The sequence below is a fragment of the Thioclava kandeliae genome (assembly GCF_040297545.1).
GTDB lineage: Bacteria > Pseudomonadota > Alphaproteobacteria > Rhodobacterales > Rhodobacteraceae > Thioclava > Thioclava kandeliae.
On record NZ_JAYWLC010000004.1, the window covers coordinates 23471 to 39564 of the forward strand.

The following is a 16094-nucleotide window of genomic DNA, read 5'->3' on the forward strand; positions in this document are numbered from 1 at the left end:
GCGCATGGACCCGGGCGTTTAGAACCGGGCTTGCGGATCCGGGAAATCGGACGATACTTGAATTATGACCTCGATTGACATTAATGCGTCAATATTGAACATTTATCGTTAGGGCTGAAAAAACCTCAGTAGGAGCGTCTATGGCCAAGCATGCAGAGCCTCTCGCACGGCTCGATTCAGGACACCGGCAGCTGGCTCGCGCGCTGCGCGATCAGGCCAAGGATCGCGCCCAGCTGGTGGTCGAAACCGGCTGGTCGCGCAATACCGTCGCAGCCCGTTTGCAGGATCTCGAAAATCAGGGTTGGCTTGCCCGCCGTGACGCGCCGCGTGCGGAACGTGGACGCCCTTCAAACCTCTATGAACTCAATCCGAACGGGCGATTTTTCTTTATCGTCCGGTTCGGACCGGATGCGCTGATGGGAGTGATCTCGACCCTGCGCGGCAAAGTTCTGGGGGAGGCTCGCTCGGCCCTGCCGCATGGTTTTACGGCAGAAGGAACAGTGCGCGAGATCGAGACCATGCTGGCGCGGCTCGTTGCCGAAACCGGCATAGACCGTTCCTGTATCGCCGCGCTCGTGCTGGGTGTTCCGGGGCCGGTTCACGGGCGCTCGCGGACCGTGCCGTGGTCGAAAGTCGGCGTGCTGCCGGAAAATCTTGCCGAAATAATGGGCATGGAGGTGCTGATCGAGAATGACGCGAATCTCATGGCGCTGGGGGCACGCCTGCAGGCGAGGCCCGACGAGAGCCTGCTTTATGTTTTTATTGATATCGGGATCGGTGCGGGACTGGCGCTCTCGGGTGAGCTGCACCGTGGCGCGCAGGGATGGGCGGGAGAAATAGGCCATATACCGGTGGCCGCTGCGGCGGGGATGCCTTGTGTCTGCGGCAGTGAGGGCTGCGTCGCAGCGGTGGCCTCGAACCCCGCGCTTGTCCGGCAGGTCTCGACGGTGGCGCGCCCCGTAGCGGATCCCCTTGCCCTGGCAAAGCTGGTCGAGCACGGGGATCTCGAGGCGATCATTGCCCTGCGCGAGGCCGGACGCAATCTCGGGGAGGCGCTGACCGGTCCGGTCATTGCGCTTGCCCCTGATGTAGTGATGGTCGGCGGGGTGTTGGGACGTGCGGGCGGGCATTTGCAGGCAGGGATACGGGAAAGCCTGACCAGACGCATGCCGCCTGCCCTCGCGGCGCTCCTGCGTATCGAGGACGGCCCGCTGGAGGAGATTGCGGCCATACGCGGTGCGGCCGATCTGGGATTCGATCTGCTGTTCGGGGAGGATCCGGTCATGCCCTCCGGCCTGCGTCTGCAGCGGTGAGCGGCGGCCCCTCGGGGCCGCCTACAGTGCCTGCTTATGCAAGAACCGGCGGACCGGCCTATCTCAGGACATAGCGGACCGTCGCGGGCATCTCCGGCAGCTCCGTCTCCCCCAAAGCGCGGCGCAATGCGATCTCGATCGCTGTGGCATAGGCGCTGAGCGGCAAGGCATTCGGACGGTCGGAAAACGGCTGTTCCAGCTCTTCGGCCAGCGCATCCAGACCGAAGAAGGCATAGGCCACCAATGCCGCGACGAAAGGCGCCATCGCGCCGAGCGTATCCACGAAGCCGAAGGGCAGGATGATACAGTAGATATAGGCCGTGCGATGGAGCAGAAGCGAATAGGCGAAGGGCACCGGCGTATTGGCCAGCCGCTCGCAGGCCAGAATGGACGCGGCAATCCGCGCGATGCTTTCATGCAGCACCAAGGCTTCGACATGGGTCAGATGCCCTGCCCGTTCCATCCGCCCGATCGCCTGTTCCGCCTCGGCCAGAGCGGCGTCGGTTTCCCAATAGGGGTTGCGCCCGCGCAGCTGTCCCTCGGCGAGATGGCCGAAACGGATAAGTGCGTGGAACAGCGCGCGCCTGTCGTCATTATCGGGCAGATGGCAGGTCTGGCGCTGGATGTCGCGGCAGGACTGGATCATGACGCCCCAATGTCTGCGCGCCTCCCACCAGCGGTCGTAGCAGGCGCCATTGCGGAAGCTCAGGAAGATCGAGAGCGCGATCCCGATCAGCGCGAAAGGCGACGGATCGAGCCCCGTCACATACGACGGAAAGTAGTCGTGGCCCGCGATAACCCCGATACCGATAAGAAATACAAGCAGGATCTGGGGCCAGATGATCTGGATTACCGAACCTTGCAGAATAAAGAACAACCCCAGAAATGTGGGGCGTTTGCGGACGATCACGATGATCCCCTTTTGCCTGAATGAGTGATCACGCGCCGGCATGGCGTGGACTATGCGCGTTGCGGTAAATAGCTGCGCGTCCGTTCACAAGGCTCGGGATGTCTACGAAGGCAGGGCAAATTGTCTCAGGGGGGGGCGTGGCGCGCCGAACCAGCGTGCGAGGGCGCCTCGGGTAACGGCGCGGCGAGGCAGAACGGGGGCGAGGCGCATCCCGTAGACTTCCTCGACCGGACGATTGCCCAGCAGGGCCGCGGCAAGATCAGGACGGGCCCCCAGAAGGGCTATCTGGTCCCTGCGCGACAGGGCGCGGAAACCGATAGGGCCCGGCCAGAAGCTTTCCACCCAGACACCATTGGCAAGGATCGCCGCGTGGCGCTCGAGAAGAAGATGGACATAGGTGATCTGGCGTTTGCCATTCATGATCCGCGCGCCGTTCCAGCCGCTCTCGGCCAGATGGCGGGCGCGGATCAGGCACGACGTGCCATCGACCCGAAGCCAGAGACAATGCAGTCCCGACACGACCAACGGCGCGCTTTGCCCCAGAGCCTGCGCGCGCAGCTCGACAGGACGCAGTCTGCGATCGGCAAGCTCCGCAGGGCCAAGGCTTCGTTGACCGCACCATGCCAAACGCGCGCAGCCGTCATGCGTGATGATTTCCTCACCTGCCATGAGGGTCTCGATCGGGCGCGGACCGGCAGGTGTGGCCACAAGAGTGCCGGCGGCGATACAGGGGATGCCCACCGAGTAGAGCTGCGGCGCGGTGGACAGCAAGGCAGGGTCGACCGATTGCAGCCTCAGCGTCTCGCCGTTGGGGAAGGTCAGGATCGAGCCGCCTGCCCCGTCCGAGGTAATCACCACATCCCATGCATTGACCGGATTACCCTCGGCATCCGTCAGCGCCGAAACATCGAGCTGGTCGATCGAGCGGCCTGCGCCATCATCGGTCATGTCGAAATCGGTGACGACATCGTTGCCGAAACCATCATCGAGGATCAACCGGTCCGCACCGGTGCCGGTGGTGATCGTATCATCACCGGCATTGCCGGTGATGCTGTCATTTCCGGTGCCGCCAGACAGTGTGTCACTGCCGGCAGAGCCAGTTATCGTATCGTCACCCGCTCCGGCGAGGATATGGACGGGGCTACCCGCGAGAGCGGCATTGAAATTGTCGCTATAGCTCGAGCCGTCGATCTGCTCGATTTCCCAGAAATAGGTGGTGGTGACCCCGCCATCATAGGAGATCGTGCCGACGCCGCCGGTATCGGAGGTCCATGTGATATTCGCCGCCGCCCCCGAGAGGGAAACCGTGTCATAGTCGGTGCCGCCGAAGATGCTGCTGCCACCATCGGTCGAGCGCAGGTCGAAGAGGTCGTTGCCCGCCTCGCCCCAGAGGGTGTTCTGGCCCGCACCGCCCCAGAGCGTATCATTGCCGTTCCAGCCGTTCAGGCCGTCATTGCCGTCACCGCCTTCGATATAGTCGTTGCCATCGCCCCCGAAGAGGCTGTCATTGCCGGCACCACCATAGATCGTATCATCACCGGAGCCGCCGCCGACGGTGTCATCGCCCGCGCCCATATCGGCATAGAAGCCCGATCCATCGGCATCGCCGCGCAGTGAGTCGTTATATTCCGAGCCGCGATATCCCTCGATATTGTCATAGGTCAGCGAGCTGGTGCCATCAGTTGCCGTACCGTCTTCCCAGTCGGTTGCGGTGATGGTGACGCCATGCGTCATGTAGTAGAAGTTCAGACTGTCGTTATCGGAGCCTGTGGTCGTCGTGTTGTCCCCGAGGATCGTATCGACGCCCCAGTTATCGCTCAGATAGAAGGTATCGGCATCGGCGCCACCGAGCAGGCTGTCATTCCCATTGCCACCTGCGATATGGTCGCTGCCATCCCCGCCATAGATCGTGTCATTGCCATCATCGCCGAGGATGGTGTCACTGCCCGCCTCGCCATAGATGAGGTCGTTGCCCGCGCCGCCGCCGATCCAGTCATTACCGCTGCCACCGTAAACGGTGTCATTTCCACCTTCCGCATAGAGGCGGTCATCGCCCGTGCCACCGAGGATCGAGTCGTTGCCGCTGCCCGACCAGACGGTATCGTTGCCCGCACCCGCATCGATCGTGTCGTTATAGACCCAGTTCGGATCGCCGCTCACATCATCGATGGAATCGTTCCCGTCGCCGCCCGAGACACTGTCACCATCGAGCGAGGTGGCACCGCCCTGCCCGTAGAGAATGGTATCGTTGCCGGTGCCGCCGGAGATGGTATCGGCCCCCGCACCCGACGAGATGGAATCGTCACCCGCGCCGCCGGCCAGAGAGTCACCGTAGGAGGCGCCGGTGATCGTGTTATTGCCGGTCGAGCTGTAGGTGGCGGAATGGATCGCGGAATAGTTGACGCCCGCGGTATTGATCGTGGAGCTGGGCGACATGACAACGCCGGGCTGGATCTCGGAGCTTGCGAGATACCCAACGACCGTATTGCCGATCTTGATCGTATAGAAGGTCTGCGGATTGCCCTGTGCGTCGGTATAGTTATACGCATCCTCGATATAGGCCGTGCCGGAATTGACGATCGTCCCGCTGGAATCGCGGATGACAACGGTCTGCTGGCTGGTATCGTTACTGACGTTATCGGTGACGGTATCGCCCGAGATCTGCGTGTCATCATCGGTGAAGGTATAGGTCAGGCCGTTGGTCGCAGCTTCCCAATCCGGCCGCAGCCGGTAACCGCCGCTGACCAGTTGGAAATCGCTCGTGCTATATCCAACGAATGTATAAGTGGCCATACCATCTCACTTCGAGTCAAACTGGCGCAGATTGCCCTGCGGCCATTGTTCCCCAAATGTTCGAAAGTCTGGTTAACTTATTCTGTCAAATTCTGCCTAGTTTCCAAAATTTTGCCTTTATTTCAAAGCGGAGGCGCGGGTTGGTGGCCCATTTCCGCGTCAATCCAGGTCATCAAGGTAATGACCAGCCGGCTCTGCTCATCGGGCCCGAGCGGAATTCCCGCAGCAATCTGGTGCCATTTGGCGATACAGCCACGGCAGCAGCAGGCGGTGGCGTGCTGGGCGATGAAGACCGGATGTCCGCGCATGGGCGTCTGCTTGCCGTCATTTCTCGGCTGGGCCGGCGCGATACGCTGTGCGATGAAGTCGCGGGCATGGCGCTCTATCGTGCTCCGCCCTTTCGCGTTGCAATAGGCCCGCTCGCGCGGGCCTAGATGAAAACGGGATCTGAAGGCTGAACGGGCCAGCCGTGCGAAGAGATCCGCCTGCGCGGGCACGGGATCAGGCGCGGCCGAGCTTGGCCAGACGCGCGGCACGCAGCTGCGCGAAATCATCGCCCGCGTGATAGCTCGAGCGCGTGAGAGGCGTCGCCGAAACCATGAGGAAGTTCTTGGAATAGGCGGATTTCTCGTAGGATTTGAACTCGTCGGGCGTGACGAATTTGGCCACCGCATGGTGCTTCGGCGTGGGTTGCAGATATTGGCCGATGGTCAGGAAATCGATATCGGCGGAGCGCATATCATCCATCACCTGGCGCACTTCCTGCGCTTCCTCGCCCAGACCCACCATGATGCCGGATTTGGTGAACATCGCCGGATCAAGCTCTTTCACCCGCTGCAGAAGGCGCAGCGAGTGGAAATAGCGCGCGCCCGGACGCACGGTCGGATAGAGCGAGGGCACGGTCTCGAGGTTGTGGTTGAACACATCGGGGCGCGCCTCCACGACCTTCTCGAGCACGTCGGGCGTGCATTTCAGGAAGTCGGGCGTCAGGATCTCGATCGTGGTCGAGGGGCTGCGGTGCCGGATGGCACGGATGGTCTGGGCGAAATGTTCGGCCCCGCCATCTTCCAGATCATCACGGTCCACCGAGGTGATCACGACATGGTTAAGACCCAGCTTCTCGACCGCATGCGCGACCCGGCCCGGCTCGAAGACATCGAGCGCATCGGGACGACCGGTCGCGACATTGCAGAAGGAACAGCCACGGGTGCAGATATCCCCCATGATCATCATCGTCGCGTGACCCTGGCTCCAGCACTCGCCGACATTCGGGCAGCCCGCTTCCTCGCAAACGGTGACGAGCTTGTTCTCGCGCATCAGGTCGCGGGTCTGCTTGTAGCCGGCCGAGGTGGGGGCCTTCACGCGGATCCAGTCCGGTTTCTTCGGCTGGGCGTTATCGGGCCGGTGTGCCTTTTCCGGGTGGCGCTGGTCGGGGATTTTGAGATCGCGCATGGGATGGGTATCCTTTCGGCTTTGCCCACCCCCATATTCCGAAACGGGACCGAATGCAACGGAGAGTGCGACAGTTTGCCTCTCCCTCGTGGAAAGGCACGGTTGCGTCTGTGGCATGCCGGAAAAGGCTCCGGCATGCCGGTTATGCGAGGTTATTGTGCGGCTTGCATCTTCATGCGCGGCGCGGCGGGTTGCACCGGAATATCGCGGCGCGCATCATCCAGAACGCTTTGACCCGCCTCGCGCAGGATGTTCGCCACGGACTCGAACCATTCACCATCATCGACCGCATCAGCGCGGCGCACCAGCCGCAACACGCGACCGGGCTCCTTCGCAAAGCGCGTCACCGCAAGTTTCGGGCTGGCATGCTGTTCTGCCACAGCCGAGATTTCGGGGATGAGCGTCACGCCCATGCCGCCCGAGGCCAGCGCACAGAGCGTCGTGAGCGAGGCAGCGCCCAGATCGACCGATCGCGCATCGCGATTCACATTGCAGATCTTCAACGTCTGGTCGGCAAGGCAATGTCCCTCTTCGAGCAGCAACAACTCGCCCGGATCGAGCGCATCGGGACTGATCCCCTCGAGCCGTTCGAGCGCCTCTGGCAGGCCCGCCAGCAGGAAATGGTCCTCGAAGAGCGTGATTTCCTCCGTATCGGGCGCAGGGGTCGCGATGACAGCCGCATCCAGACGCCCCTTGCGCAGGTCTTCCAGCAACTCGTGGGTCTGCGCCTCGCGCAGCCGGAAGCCCGATTGCACCGCCTGCAGCTTGGGCAATGCGCGCGGCATCAGATAGGGCGCAACCGTCGGAATGACGCCGAGATTCACCTGTCCCTGCCCGCGGCGCAGATCGGCCTCGAGCGATTTCAGCTCGGCATCGATGCGGAGTGCATGGTCGATCACCATCCGCCCTGCCCGCGTCAGCCGTATGTCGCGTGGCCGCCGCTCGACCAATGTCAGTCCAAGGGATTGTTCCAGCTCGCGAATCTGCATCGACAGCGCGGGCTGCGTTACATGCACGGATTCAGCGGCCCTGGAAAAATTCCGGAATTTTTCCAGGGCTAACATGTATTGCAGTTGGCGCAGGGTGATGTTCATAAGGGTGCCTTATCATTACTCATAGTATTACCGATTTCCCTTTATCACGCGACCGCTACATAGTTCCGTCGTAGGAAGCCAAATAAAAACCGCTGATGGAGTAAAAAAATGTCAGACCGCACAAAACTTACCACAAGTGCCGGCGCGCCTTGGGTGTCCAACGAGACCTCGGAGACCGCAGGCCCGCGCGGTCCTGTCCTGATGCAGGATTACCAGCTGATCGAGAAACTGGCCCATCAGAACCGTGAGCGGATCCCCGAACGCACCGTCCATGCCAAGGGCTGGGGCGCGCAGGGCACCTTCACGGTTACCAATGACATCACGAAATATAGCTGCGCCAAGCTTTTCTCCGAAATCGGTAAACAGACCGAGGTTCTTTCGCGCTGGTCGACGGTGGCCGGCGAGATGGGCGCGGCCGATGCCGAGCGTGACGTGCGTGGCTTCAGCCTGAAATTCTACACTGAAGACGGCAACTGGGACATGGTGGGGAATAACACCCCCGTTTTCTTCGTCCGCGACGCCTATAAGTTCCCCGATTTCATCCATACCCAGAAACGCCATCCGCGCACGAATCTGCGCTCGCCCGAGGCGATGTTCGATTTCTGGGGCCGTAGCCCTGAATGTATCCATCAGGTGACGATCCTGATGTCGGACCGTGGTATTCCCAAGAACCCCGCCCATATGAACGGTTATGGTTCGCATACCTATTCCATGTGGAATGCGGATGGCGAGCGCTTCTGGGTGAAATTCCACTTCAAGACCCTGCAGGGCCATAAGCATTATACCAATGCCGAGGCAGAGGCGCTGATCGGCAAGACGCGCGAGAGCTATCAGGAAGACCTCTTCAACATGATCGAAGAAGGTAACTTCCCGAAATGGCGCTTCATGATCCAGGTGATGCCCGAGAAAGAAGCCGAGAACCTCGATTTCAATCCTTTCGATCTGACCAAGGTCTGGCCGCATAAGGATTATCCGCTGATCGAGGTCGGTATTCTGGAGATGAACCGCAACCCCGACAACTATTTCCAGATGGTCGAGAATGCGGCCTATTCGCCCTCGAACAAGGTGTTGGGCATCGGCTACAGCCCCGACAAGATGCTGCAGGCGCGGGTGTTCTCCTATGCCGATGCACATCGCTACCGTCTGGGCACGCATTACGAGGCTCTGCCTGCGAATGCGCCCAAATGTCCGGTGCATCACTACCATAAGGATGGTCCGATGCGGTTCTTCCCCGCCGAGACCGGCCATCCCGATGCCTACTATTCGCCCAACCAGTATGAAAGCGCGGCCGTTGCCGATCCGGCAGCTGCCGAGCCGCCGCTGCGGATCAATGGCGATGCCGACCGCTATGTGCAGGAGGATGCCGACGCCGATTATATCCAGCCGCGCGCGCTCTATGCCGAGGTGATGGATGATGCCGAACGTGACCGCCTGCATCACAACATGGCAGAGGCGATGGGCCCCTGTTCGGAAGCTGTGACCGAGCGTTGGCTGGCCGTGCTGGGCCGTGTCCATCCCGATTACGAGGCAGGCGTGCGCAAGGCGCTGGCGACAGATGGCAGCGACGTGAACGCGGTGCCAGTCACCAATGACAGTCCCGTGCCGACCAAGTAAGGGCGCGAGAAAAGGAAAAGGCCGCCGGATCCTCCGGCGGCCTTTTTTATCCGATCAGCGGGCTTTTTCCGCCATAGCGTTCCTCGTAATGGCGGTGCAACCGGATCAACGCGATGCGCAGCACGATCTTGCCGGAGCGCGCGGACCACCCCATATCGCGCTCGGTCGTCTCCAGCCCTTCGAGAAAACAGCAGCAGCGCAGCACAATATCTCCAAGCCCCGGCCCCAGATCCTGAAGCGCCGCGCCGACCCGCAGCTTGGCCGCCTCGGATCCCGCCTCTAGATTGCCCTGCACCGAGAACCCGCCCGAAACGCCTGCCGTGAGGAACCGGTCCCAATTCTGCGTGACGCGGGGTCCCATCTGCGCCAGTTCGAAATCCTCGCGCAACCTCTCGCCCGCCGCCACAAGCTGGGGCTCCAGAAACAGCTTGCCATCCCGATCACGGCGGCGTGCCAGAACTGCCAGCGGGCTTTCGGAAGTATTCACGACCGGCTTGCGGTCCACGCCCTCCGGCCCGTCGCGGCGGCGGCCTCTCGGGGTATCGTCCGCCAAGCTGCGCAGTGCGTCCCGTCCGCTGCGGGTGATCTCGTAGCTGGTGACCCTACCCTTGTGCTTGATCGCGATCCAGCCCCGAAGCGCGAAGGTCTCGGCCTGCGCGACGTCCACCACAAGGAGGCGCACCGTGCCACGCAGCACGACCGCCTTCTCCATATTCGGGGCCATGATCAGCAATGCACCAAGTTCGGTCAACCGCTGCAGAACGCGCCGCGCCTCAGCCAGAAACGCCGGTGTGTCGGGGCGCTCCGGATCCCTGACTTCGGGCGTTGCGACCGGCGCGCCTTCGCGGATGTGGTCAAGCGCCTGATCGACGAGCGGATCTTCCCGCCGCTCCTCTATGCGGCGGATCCGGCGAAGAATCGTAGATGCATGGCAGCCCTCCTCGCGTGCGAGTTGACGGCTGGAGACGCCTTCCTCGACATGGGTGAGATAAAGCTTTGCGTAAGTCGTTAGCCAATTCGGTATCGAGCCATGACGCAGGTCAGAATGCATTTCGGTTCTCCCAAAACTGGATGGCACGCGCAGGTTGAATGAGTGCTAGAAAATAATCGCAAAGCCATCTAGTTAACTATGTTTCGAGAGAATGTTCGTCGTGAATAGTATAAAGATTACCAATGCCTGCGAACGGTCCTTCACAATAATACGCAAAACTACCTAGAGTTGTATTCAGACTGCTTTATCTTTGGATGGAGGTAAAAGTGACAGAATTCGACAATCGGCTGGAGAAGCTCAAACGCCCGAAACTTCTGGTGCGCGCAGCTCGCATAGGTGCGGCTTTGTATAAACCGGAGCGCGATCTGCGCAGGATCATGGTTCTCTACCAGATCACAAATACAGCAGACATTCTGACGCAACTCCTCGAGAAAGAGGCCGAAATTGACAGTGTCCGTCGCCGCGTTGCCACCCAGTGGCGCAAATACGACCCTGCGCGCCATATCGAACTACTTGCCGCGATCATATGGGAAGCGCGGGACACGGCGCAATTGCGCGCGCTCTAGCGGTTACTTGCGGAAAAGCGAGCCCAATATCCCGCGCACGATGGCCTTTCCGCCTTGGGTGCCGATCTGGCGGACAATGCTTTTTCCAAAGGTTTCCATGAGCGTATCGGAACTGCTCCGGCGTTGGGGTTTTGCCTCGGGAGAATTTGCACCCCTGTAGCGGCGGCCACGGCTCAGGCTCTCCGGGGCACTCCGGGGCGCTTGCGGATCATCCGCGACCATACGCGCCTGCAGGAGTTCGGCTGCGGACTCACGGTCGAGCGCCGTCCGGTATTTGGCATAAAGCGCGCTTTGATCGATCACGCGCTCACGGGTTGCCGCAGGCACCGGACCGAGCAGCGAAACGGGTGGGCGGATCAGACTACGCTCCACCTGTCCCGGAACGGCTTTTGAATCGAGAAACGACGTCACCGCCTCGCCTGTGCCGACATCTCGAATGGCTTCGATAATCCCGAAATCAGGATTCGCCCGATAGGTTTTGGCCGCCTGCTCCAGCTCTTTCTGGTCCTTGGCCGTAAAGGCGCGTAACGCATGCTGCACGCGGTTGCCGAGTTGGGACAACACATCCTCCGGAATGTCGGTCGGGTTCTGCGTCACGAAATAGACGCCAACCCCTTTCGAGCGGATCAGTCGGACAACCTGCTCGACCTTGTCGAGAAGCGGCTTCGGCGCGTCATCGAACAGAAGATGCGCCTCGTCGAAAAACAGTACGAAGACCGGCTTCTCGGGGTTCCCGATTTCGGGCAGGGTCTCGAAAAGCTCCGAAAGCAACCATAACAGGAAGGTTGCATATGTTTTGGGCGTATTGATCACTTTGTCTGCCGCCAGAATATTCACCTGCCCGCGCCCATCTTCTGCAATGCGGATCATATCTGCCAGCTCGAGTGCCGGCTCGCCCAGAAATCCGGTGGCCCCTTCGCTTTCCAGCATCAGGAGCTGCCGCTGGATCGCGCCAATCGAACGCTTGTCGACAGTGCCATAACGCATGGTCAGCTCGCTCGCGCGCTCGCCCACATGGTGAAGCATGGCGCGTAGATCCGAGAGATCGAGAAGCGCCAGCTTCTCTTCATCGGCCAGATGGAAGGCGATATGCAGCACCCCTTCCTGAGCAGGAGACAGATCCAGCAGCCGCGATAGCAGAACTGGCCCGAGCTCGGACACTGTCATCCGCACAGGTATGCCCTTAGCACCTGTGATATCCCAGAACTCGACCGGATAGCTCCGATAACAGAGATCGAAGCCGATCTGCGCTGCGCGTGCCTCGAATGCCGATTTCAGCTTGTCCACGGGAGCACCGGCCGCCGCAAGCCCCGACAGATCCCCCTTCACATCGGTCAGAAAGACCGGAACGCCCGCATCGCTGAACCCTTCGGCAAGGGTCTGCAATGTCACGGTCTTTCCCGTTCCCGTGGCTCCCGCGATCAACCCGTGACGGTTGGCCTTGTCGAGCCGCAGCGATTGCACGACCCCGTAATCCGGTCCGCCACCGCCGATGAAAAGGGCGTCACCAACGAGCGTGTTTATGGCAGTCTCTGGGCGGGATGCAGTCATTACAGGGCCTCCGGCGAAAAATCTTAATTGAAAATATGTCGTGCGCTCCTGTGCAACAACGGAAAATTAGCCAATTCGGGGCAATGTCATATTTGTCGGATCAGCTGCGCATCGCGCCAGTTTCCGACTTTTCCTCCCTGTCAGACTGGCCGCGCTTTCAAAGTGCGGCTTTTTTTTGTGCAATCGACCAAAAAATCGAAGCCATGTCGCGCGAATGACACAAACCCTGTTGACGACATTGTGTCCGCCTCGTAGCGTCCAATCAAAGAACGAAGTCGGCCAAGTCCGACAGGGGGAACCTATTGAAAAGGGCACCGAAATATCGGGCCCTTTTCTTCATTTAAACAACACCTTACCCAGATCACATCTCTGTCGTCCGCAGGTGATCACAAGGTTTTTGCCCTGACAGTCCCAACGCACCGTGATATGCGTGAGCCGACGGCCCCGAACCGGCCAGAATGAAGGATTGAAAGGCAGTATGACCAATCTCAACAAGACATTGATGTTCGCCGCCGCGCTGAGCATGTCCGCCTCTTTCGCTATGGCACAGGATACGACTGCGCCAGCAGCCGATGCTCCTGCAACTCCGACCGCGCCTGCGGCCGATGCGCCTGCGGCGAGTGCGCCCGATACAGCGGCTCCGGCCGCTCAAGCCCCTGCCAAGGATGGCCCTGGCACGACCTATATCGCCTCGACCCATGGCGACTGGAAAGTGCAATGTGTCCATACCGAAGACGGCTCCGACCCCTGCCAGCTCTACCAACTCCTGAAAGACCAGAGCGGCAATAATGTCGCCGATATCTCGATGTTCCCCCTGCCCGAGAATAATCGCGCGGCTGTCGGTGCGACCATCATGGTGCCGCTCGAAACGCTGCTGACGCAGAATATGGTGATGAAGCTCGATAGTAACGAGCCCAAGGTCTACCCCTTCACCTTCTGCGCGCAGGCGGGCTGTTTTGCCCGTATCGGTCTGACTGCCGACGAGCTGACGCAATATAAAAAGGGCAGCAAGATCGAGATGACTATCGTTCCGGTCGCCGCACCGAACCAGAAAGTCAATGTGGCGATCTCGCTTGCAGGCTTCACGGCCGCCTATGACGAGGTGAAAGCCTCGAACACCAAGGCGCAGGCCAAAGACAAGCCTGCGGCAGCTCAGTAAGCCAGGAAAATCCCCGTGAAGGCCGCCCGTCCGTGGCGGCCTTTTTCATATCCGCTTGAGCGCGAGCACCGCGTTCATACCGCCAAAGGCGAAAGCGTTGGAGAGTGCGATATCGATCGATGCCTCACGGGCTTCGTTCGGCACGACATCGAGGTCGCAATCGGGATCGGGTGTATCATGATTGATTGTCGGCGCGATCACGCCTTCGTTCAGCGCCATGAGGCAGGCCAGCACTTCGATCGCGCCAGTGCCACCTATGCAGTGACCATGCATGGCCTTTGTCGAACTCACCAGAACATGATCCGCCTGTGCTCCCAAAGCGCTTCGGATGGCTGCGGATTCGGTTTTGTCATTGGCTGCAGTGCCGGTACCATGCGCGTTGATATAGCCCACGCGATCGGCCGCTATACCGCCATCGGCAAGTGCACCACTTATGGCACGCGTGGCCCCTTCGAGCGAGGGCATGACGATGTCGCCTGCATCCGACGTCATGGAGAAACCACAGATCTCGGCTAAAATCGAGGCATCACGGGCCTTGGCGCTCTCGAGGCTTTCGAGCACGAAGACGGCGCCGCCCTCGCCCTGCACCATCCCGTCGCGGGACTTCGCAAATGGCCGGCACCCGGTTCTGGACATCACGCGGAGCCCTTCCCACGCTTTGAGCCCGCCAAAATTCAGCATGGATTCAGAGCCGCCTGCCAACATTCCCTCCGCCATACCCGAGCGGATCATCTGATAGGCCAGCCCGATGGCGTGGTTGGAGCTGGCACAGGCAGTGGCGACCGAGAAGCACGGGCCCTGCAGGTTCCACGTCATCGACAGATGCGAGGCGGCGGCATTATTCATCAAACGAGGCACGGTAAACGGATGAACACGGCTTTTGCCTTCAGCGAAAACCGTGTGGAACGCGTCGTTCACGGTGCTGTTCCCACCACCAGCCGTTCCCATAATACACCCCCATTTCAGAGGATTGCTGACCGATCTTAAACCAGCTTGCGACATCGCTTCCTGCCCTGCCACCAACGCAAACTGGGTGAAGCGGTCATAGAGGCCGAGCTGCGCGCGGCTGAAACGGGCTTCCGCATCCCACCCGTTGATCTGCGCCCCGATCCGCACCTGCAACCGGTCGAGATCAGGAATATAGAGCGGCCCTATCCCGCAGCGCCCCTCTCGCATGGCGCGCAATGTTCCGGGAACATCCAAGGCAAGCGCGTTGACAGTGCCAGCGCCGGTAATGACAACGCGCTGCATGGCTTACACGAAGGCCTCGCCCTTCTGGCCGCAAATCATCCGCTCAACGGCGTTGACGATCGCACCGACCGAAGAGATATCGAACTCGGACTGGCTCGGCTCGTTGGCGTTAAAAGGCACTGAGATATCGAAAGTCTCCTCGATCGCGAAAATCATTTCGACGAGCCCGAGGCTGTCGAGCCCCAGATCCTCAAGCGTCATATCCGGCTGCACATCGGCGGGTGCCATGACAGCTTCGCGCGCGATAATGGAGATGATTTGCTCTTGCACGTCAGACCTCATGAGATGATTACTCGGTGCCCTTGTTGTCTCTCAGCTCTGCAACAGTTTTACGAAGATCGGCGAATTGTGCAAACAATCTCGGTAGCCGACGGATGGATTTCTGGATCTCGACCTGTGTCTCCATCTTGACCGCAGGAGAGCCGAGCAACACCCGCCCTGCCGGTGCATTGGTGAAGATCTTGGTTGAACCTCCGGCAATAACATCATCACCGATAAAGATATTATCCGATACGCCGGTCTGCCCGCCAAGCACCACACGGTTCCCAATCTTTACCGATCCTGCGATCCCCACCTGACCACACATCATACAGTCATCGCCAATCTGGACGTTATGACCAACACAAACGAGGTTATCGAGTTTTGTCCCGTTTCCGATTTTGGTGGCGCGCACCGTTCCGCGATCGACCGTCGCATTGGCGCCGATTTCCACATCATCGCCAATGATCACGGTTCCCAGAGAATGGATGCGGGTCCAGTGTTGCGCGTGGATCTCCTCGCGCTTGCCAACCGTATTGCGGATTTCCTCGACGCCGGATTTTTCGGGCGTCACGAAGGAAAAGCCATCCCCGCCCAAGACAGCATTCGGATTGCAGATGAACCGGTCGCCGATCCTGACATAGGACATGATCCGCGCACCTGAATGGATCAGCGCATCGTCGCCAATCTGCACCCCTTCAGCAATGAAAACCTGAGCGGAAATACGGGCTTGCGCGCCAATCTTCACGCCGCGCCCGATATAGGTGAAGGGACCGATTGCCGCGCCCTCGCCGATCTCGGCACTCGGGTCGATCACTGCCGAAGGATGGATACCCGGGGCGATTTCCGGACCCGGATCGAAGACTTTCGACAGGCCAGCCATCGCAAGACGTGGGCGCGGCACAAAAATGGCCGCATCGAGGTCGAATGCAGAAAAATCCGCATCTTCCCAGAGCATTGCGACGCGAGCTTCACCTTCGGCCAAGCCCGCTGCATATTTCGGATCCATAGCCAAAGCGATTTGACCCGCTTTCGCGCTGGACGGCTCGGAGGCGCCCGACACGGCCAGCGTCCCGTCACCCTCGAATCTTGCCCCGAGTGCTTGCGCGATTGCGTCAACGCGATGTGCCATAACTCTGCCT

General features: G+C 60.3%; 14 protein-coding genes. 4 read left to right on the forward strand and 10 right to left on the reverse strand.

The window, feature by feature from the left end; all coding sequences use genetic code 11:
- Positions 1-140: 140 nt before the first annotated feature.
- Positions 141-1313, forward strand: coding sequence for an ROK family transcriptional regulator (locus tag VSX56_RS06270; RefSeq protein ID WP_350935682.1), 1173 nt, complete (start codon positions 141-143; stop codon positions 1311-1313).
- Between the two features lie 58 nt (positions 1314-1371).
- Here VSX56_RS06270 and VSX56_RS06275 read toward each other — a convergent pair whose 3' ends face one another.
- From VSX56_RS06275 to VSX56_RS06295, 5 genes are all read right to left on the reverse strand, one after another.
- Positions 1372-2223, reverse strand: a complete 852-nt coding sequence (locus VSX56_RS06275; RefSeq protein ID WP_350935684.1) for a bestrophin family protein — start codon at positions 2221-2223, stop codon at positions 1372-1374.
- Positions 2224-2325: 102 nt separating this feature from the next.
- Positions 2326-5016, reverse strand: coding sequence for a Hint domain-containing protein (locus VSX56_RS06280; protein ID WP_350935686.1), 2691 nt, complete (start codon positions 5014-5016; stop codon positions 2326-2328).
- Positions 5017-5138: 122 nt separating this feature from the next.
- On the reverse strand, positions 5139-5570 hold the full coding sequence (locus tag VSX56_RS06285; protein WP_350935688.1) for a DUF4186 domain-containing protein: 432 nt from the start codon (positions 5568-5570) through the stop codon (positions 5139-5141).
- Positions 5518-6468 (reverse strand): lipoyl synthase, encoded by a 951-nt coding sequence (gene lipA, locus VSX56_RS06290; RefSeq protein WP_339112587.1) that lies wholly within the window; start codon positions 6466-6468, stop codon positions 5518-5520. The genes VSX56_RS06285 and lipA overlap by 53 nt, the downstream gene beginning before the upstream one ends.
- A gap of 152 nt (positions 6469-6620) precedes the next feature.
- Positions 6621-7562, reverse strand: a complete 942-nt coding sequence (locus tag VSX56_RS06295) for a hydrogen peroxide-inducible genes activator (protein WP_339112588.1) — start codon at positions 7560-7562, stop codon at positions 6621-6623.
- 108 nt (positions 7563-7670) lie between these two features.
- Between VSX56_RS06295 and VSX56_RS06300 the strand changes: the two genes are divergently transcribed.
- Positions 7671-9176, forward strand: a complete 1506-nt coding sequence (locus tag VSX56_RS06300; protein ID WP_350935691.1) for a catalase — start codon at positions 7671-7673, stop codon at positions 9174-9176.
- 46 nt (positions 9177-9222) lie between these two features.
- On the opposite strand, the gene VSX56_RS06305 is transcribed toward VSX56_RS06300, so the two are convergent.
- Positions 9223-10227: a DUF6456 domain-containing protein gene (locus tag VSX56_RS06305; RefSeq protein WP_350935693.1), complete on the reverse strand. Its 1005-nt coding sequence runs from the start codon at positions 10225-10227 to the stop codon at positions 9223-9225.
- Between the two features lie 206 nt (positions 10228-10433).
- On the opposite strand from VSX56_RS06305, the gene VSX56_RS06310 reads away from it, so the two are divergent.
- Positions 10434-10733 (forward strand): DUF6477 family protein, encoded by a 300-nt coding sequence (locus VSX56_RS06310; RefSeq protein ID WP_350935696.1) that lies wholly within the window; start codon positions 10434-10436, stop codon positions 10731-10733.
- A gap of 3 nt (positions 10734-10736) precedes the next feature.
- On the opposite strand, the gene VSX56_RS06315 is transcribed toward VSX56_RS06310, so the two are convergent.
- A complete protein-coding gene (locus VSX56_RS06315; protein WP_350935698.1) occupies positions 10737-12284 on the reverse strand; it encodes a helicase HerA-like domain-containing protein in 1548 nt (515 codons plus the stop codon).
- A gap of 478 nt (positions 12285-12762) precedes the next feature.
- Here VSX56_RS06315 and VSX56_RS06320 point away from each other — a divergent pair, with 478 nt between their 5' ends.
- Positions 12763-13443, forward strand: coding sequence for an invasion associated locus B family protein (locus tag VSX56_RS06320; RefSeq protein WP_434096010.1), 681 nt, complete (start codon positions 12763-12765; stop codon positions 13441-13443).
- 45 nt (positions 13444-13488) lie between these two features.
- Here VSX56_RS06320 and VSX56_RS06325 read toward each other — a convergent pair whose 3' ends face one another.
- The 3 genes from VSX56_RS06325 to VSX56_RS06335 are packed head-to-tail and all read right to left on the reverse strand — an operon-like array spanning position 13489 to position 16084.
- Entirely contained in the window at positions 13489-14694 is a 1206-nt protein-coding gene (locus tag VSX56_RS06325; RefSeq protein WP_350935700.1) for a beta-ketoacyl-[acyl-carrier-protein] synthase family protein, read from the reverse strand.
- Positions 14695-14697: 3 nt separating this feature from the next.
- Positions 14698-14976 (reverse strand): acyl carrier protein, encoded by a 279-nt coding sequence (locus VSX56_RS06330; protein WP_339112594.1) that lies wholly within the window; start codon positions 14974-14976, stop codon positions 14698-14700.
- A 7-nt stretch (positions 14977-14983) separates the two neighbouring features.
- Entirely contained in the window at positions 14984-16084 is a 1101-nt protein-coding gene (locus VSX56_RS06335) for a UDP-3-O-(3-hydroxymyristoyl)glucosamine N-acyltransferase (protein ID WP_350935703.1), read from the reverse strand.
- Positions 16085-16094: the final 10 nt, after the last annotated feature.

Bases quoted from the DNA above. Each gene is read 5' to 3' on its own strand.
- VSX56_RS06270 (WP_350935682.1), top strand. From the start codon at position 141: ATGGCCAAGCATGCAGAGCCTCTCGCACGGCTCGATTCAGGACACCGG.
- VSX56_RS06280 (WP_350935686.1), bottom strand. From the start codon at position 5,016: ATGGCCACTTATACATTCGTTGGATATAGCACGAGCGATTTCCAACTG.
- VSX56_RS06285 (WP_350935688.1), bottom strand. From the start codon at position 5,570: ATGATTTCGCGCAGCTGCGTGCCGCGCGTCTGGCCAAGCTCGGCCGCG.
- lipA (WP_339112587.1), bottom strand. From the start codon at position 6,468: ATGCGCGATCTCAAAATCCCCGACCAGCGCCACCCGGAAAAGGCACAC.
- VSX56_RS06295 (WP_339112588.1), bottom strand. From the start codon at position 7,562: ATGAACATCACCCTGCGCCAACTGCAATACATGTTAGCCCTGGAAAAA.
- VSX56_RS06300 (WP_350935691.1), top strand. From the start codon at position 7,671: ATGTCAGACCGCACAAAACTTACCACAAGTGCCGGCGCGCCTTGGGTG.
- VSX56_RS06305 (WP_350935693.1), bottom strand. From the start codon at position 10,227: ATGCATTCTGACCTGCGTCATGGCTCGATACCGAATTGGCTAACGACT.
- VSX56_RS06315 (WP_350935698.1), bottom strand. From the start codon at position 12,284: ATGACTGCATCCCGCCCAGAGACTGCCATAAACACGCTCGTTGGTGAC.
- VSX56_RS06320 (WP_434096010.1), top strand. From the start codon at position 12,763: ATGACCAATCTCAACAAGACATTGATGTTCGCCGCCGCGCTGAGCATG.
- VSX56_RS06325 (WP_350935700.1), bottom strand. From the start codon at position 14,694: ATGCAGCGCGTTGTCATTACCGGCGCTGGCACTGTCAACGCGCTTGCC.
- VSX56_RS06330 (WP_339112594.1), bottom strand. From the start codon at position 14,976: ATGAGGTCTGACGTGCAAGAGCAAATCATCTCCATTATCGCGCGCGAA.
- VSX56_RS06335 (WP_350935703.1), bottom strand. From the start codon at position 16,084: ATGGCACATCGCGTTGACGCAATCGCGCAAGCACTCGGGGCAAGATTC.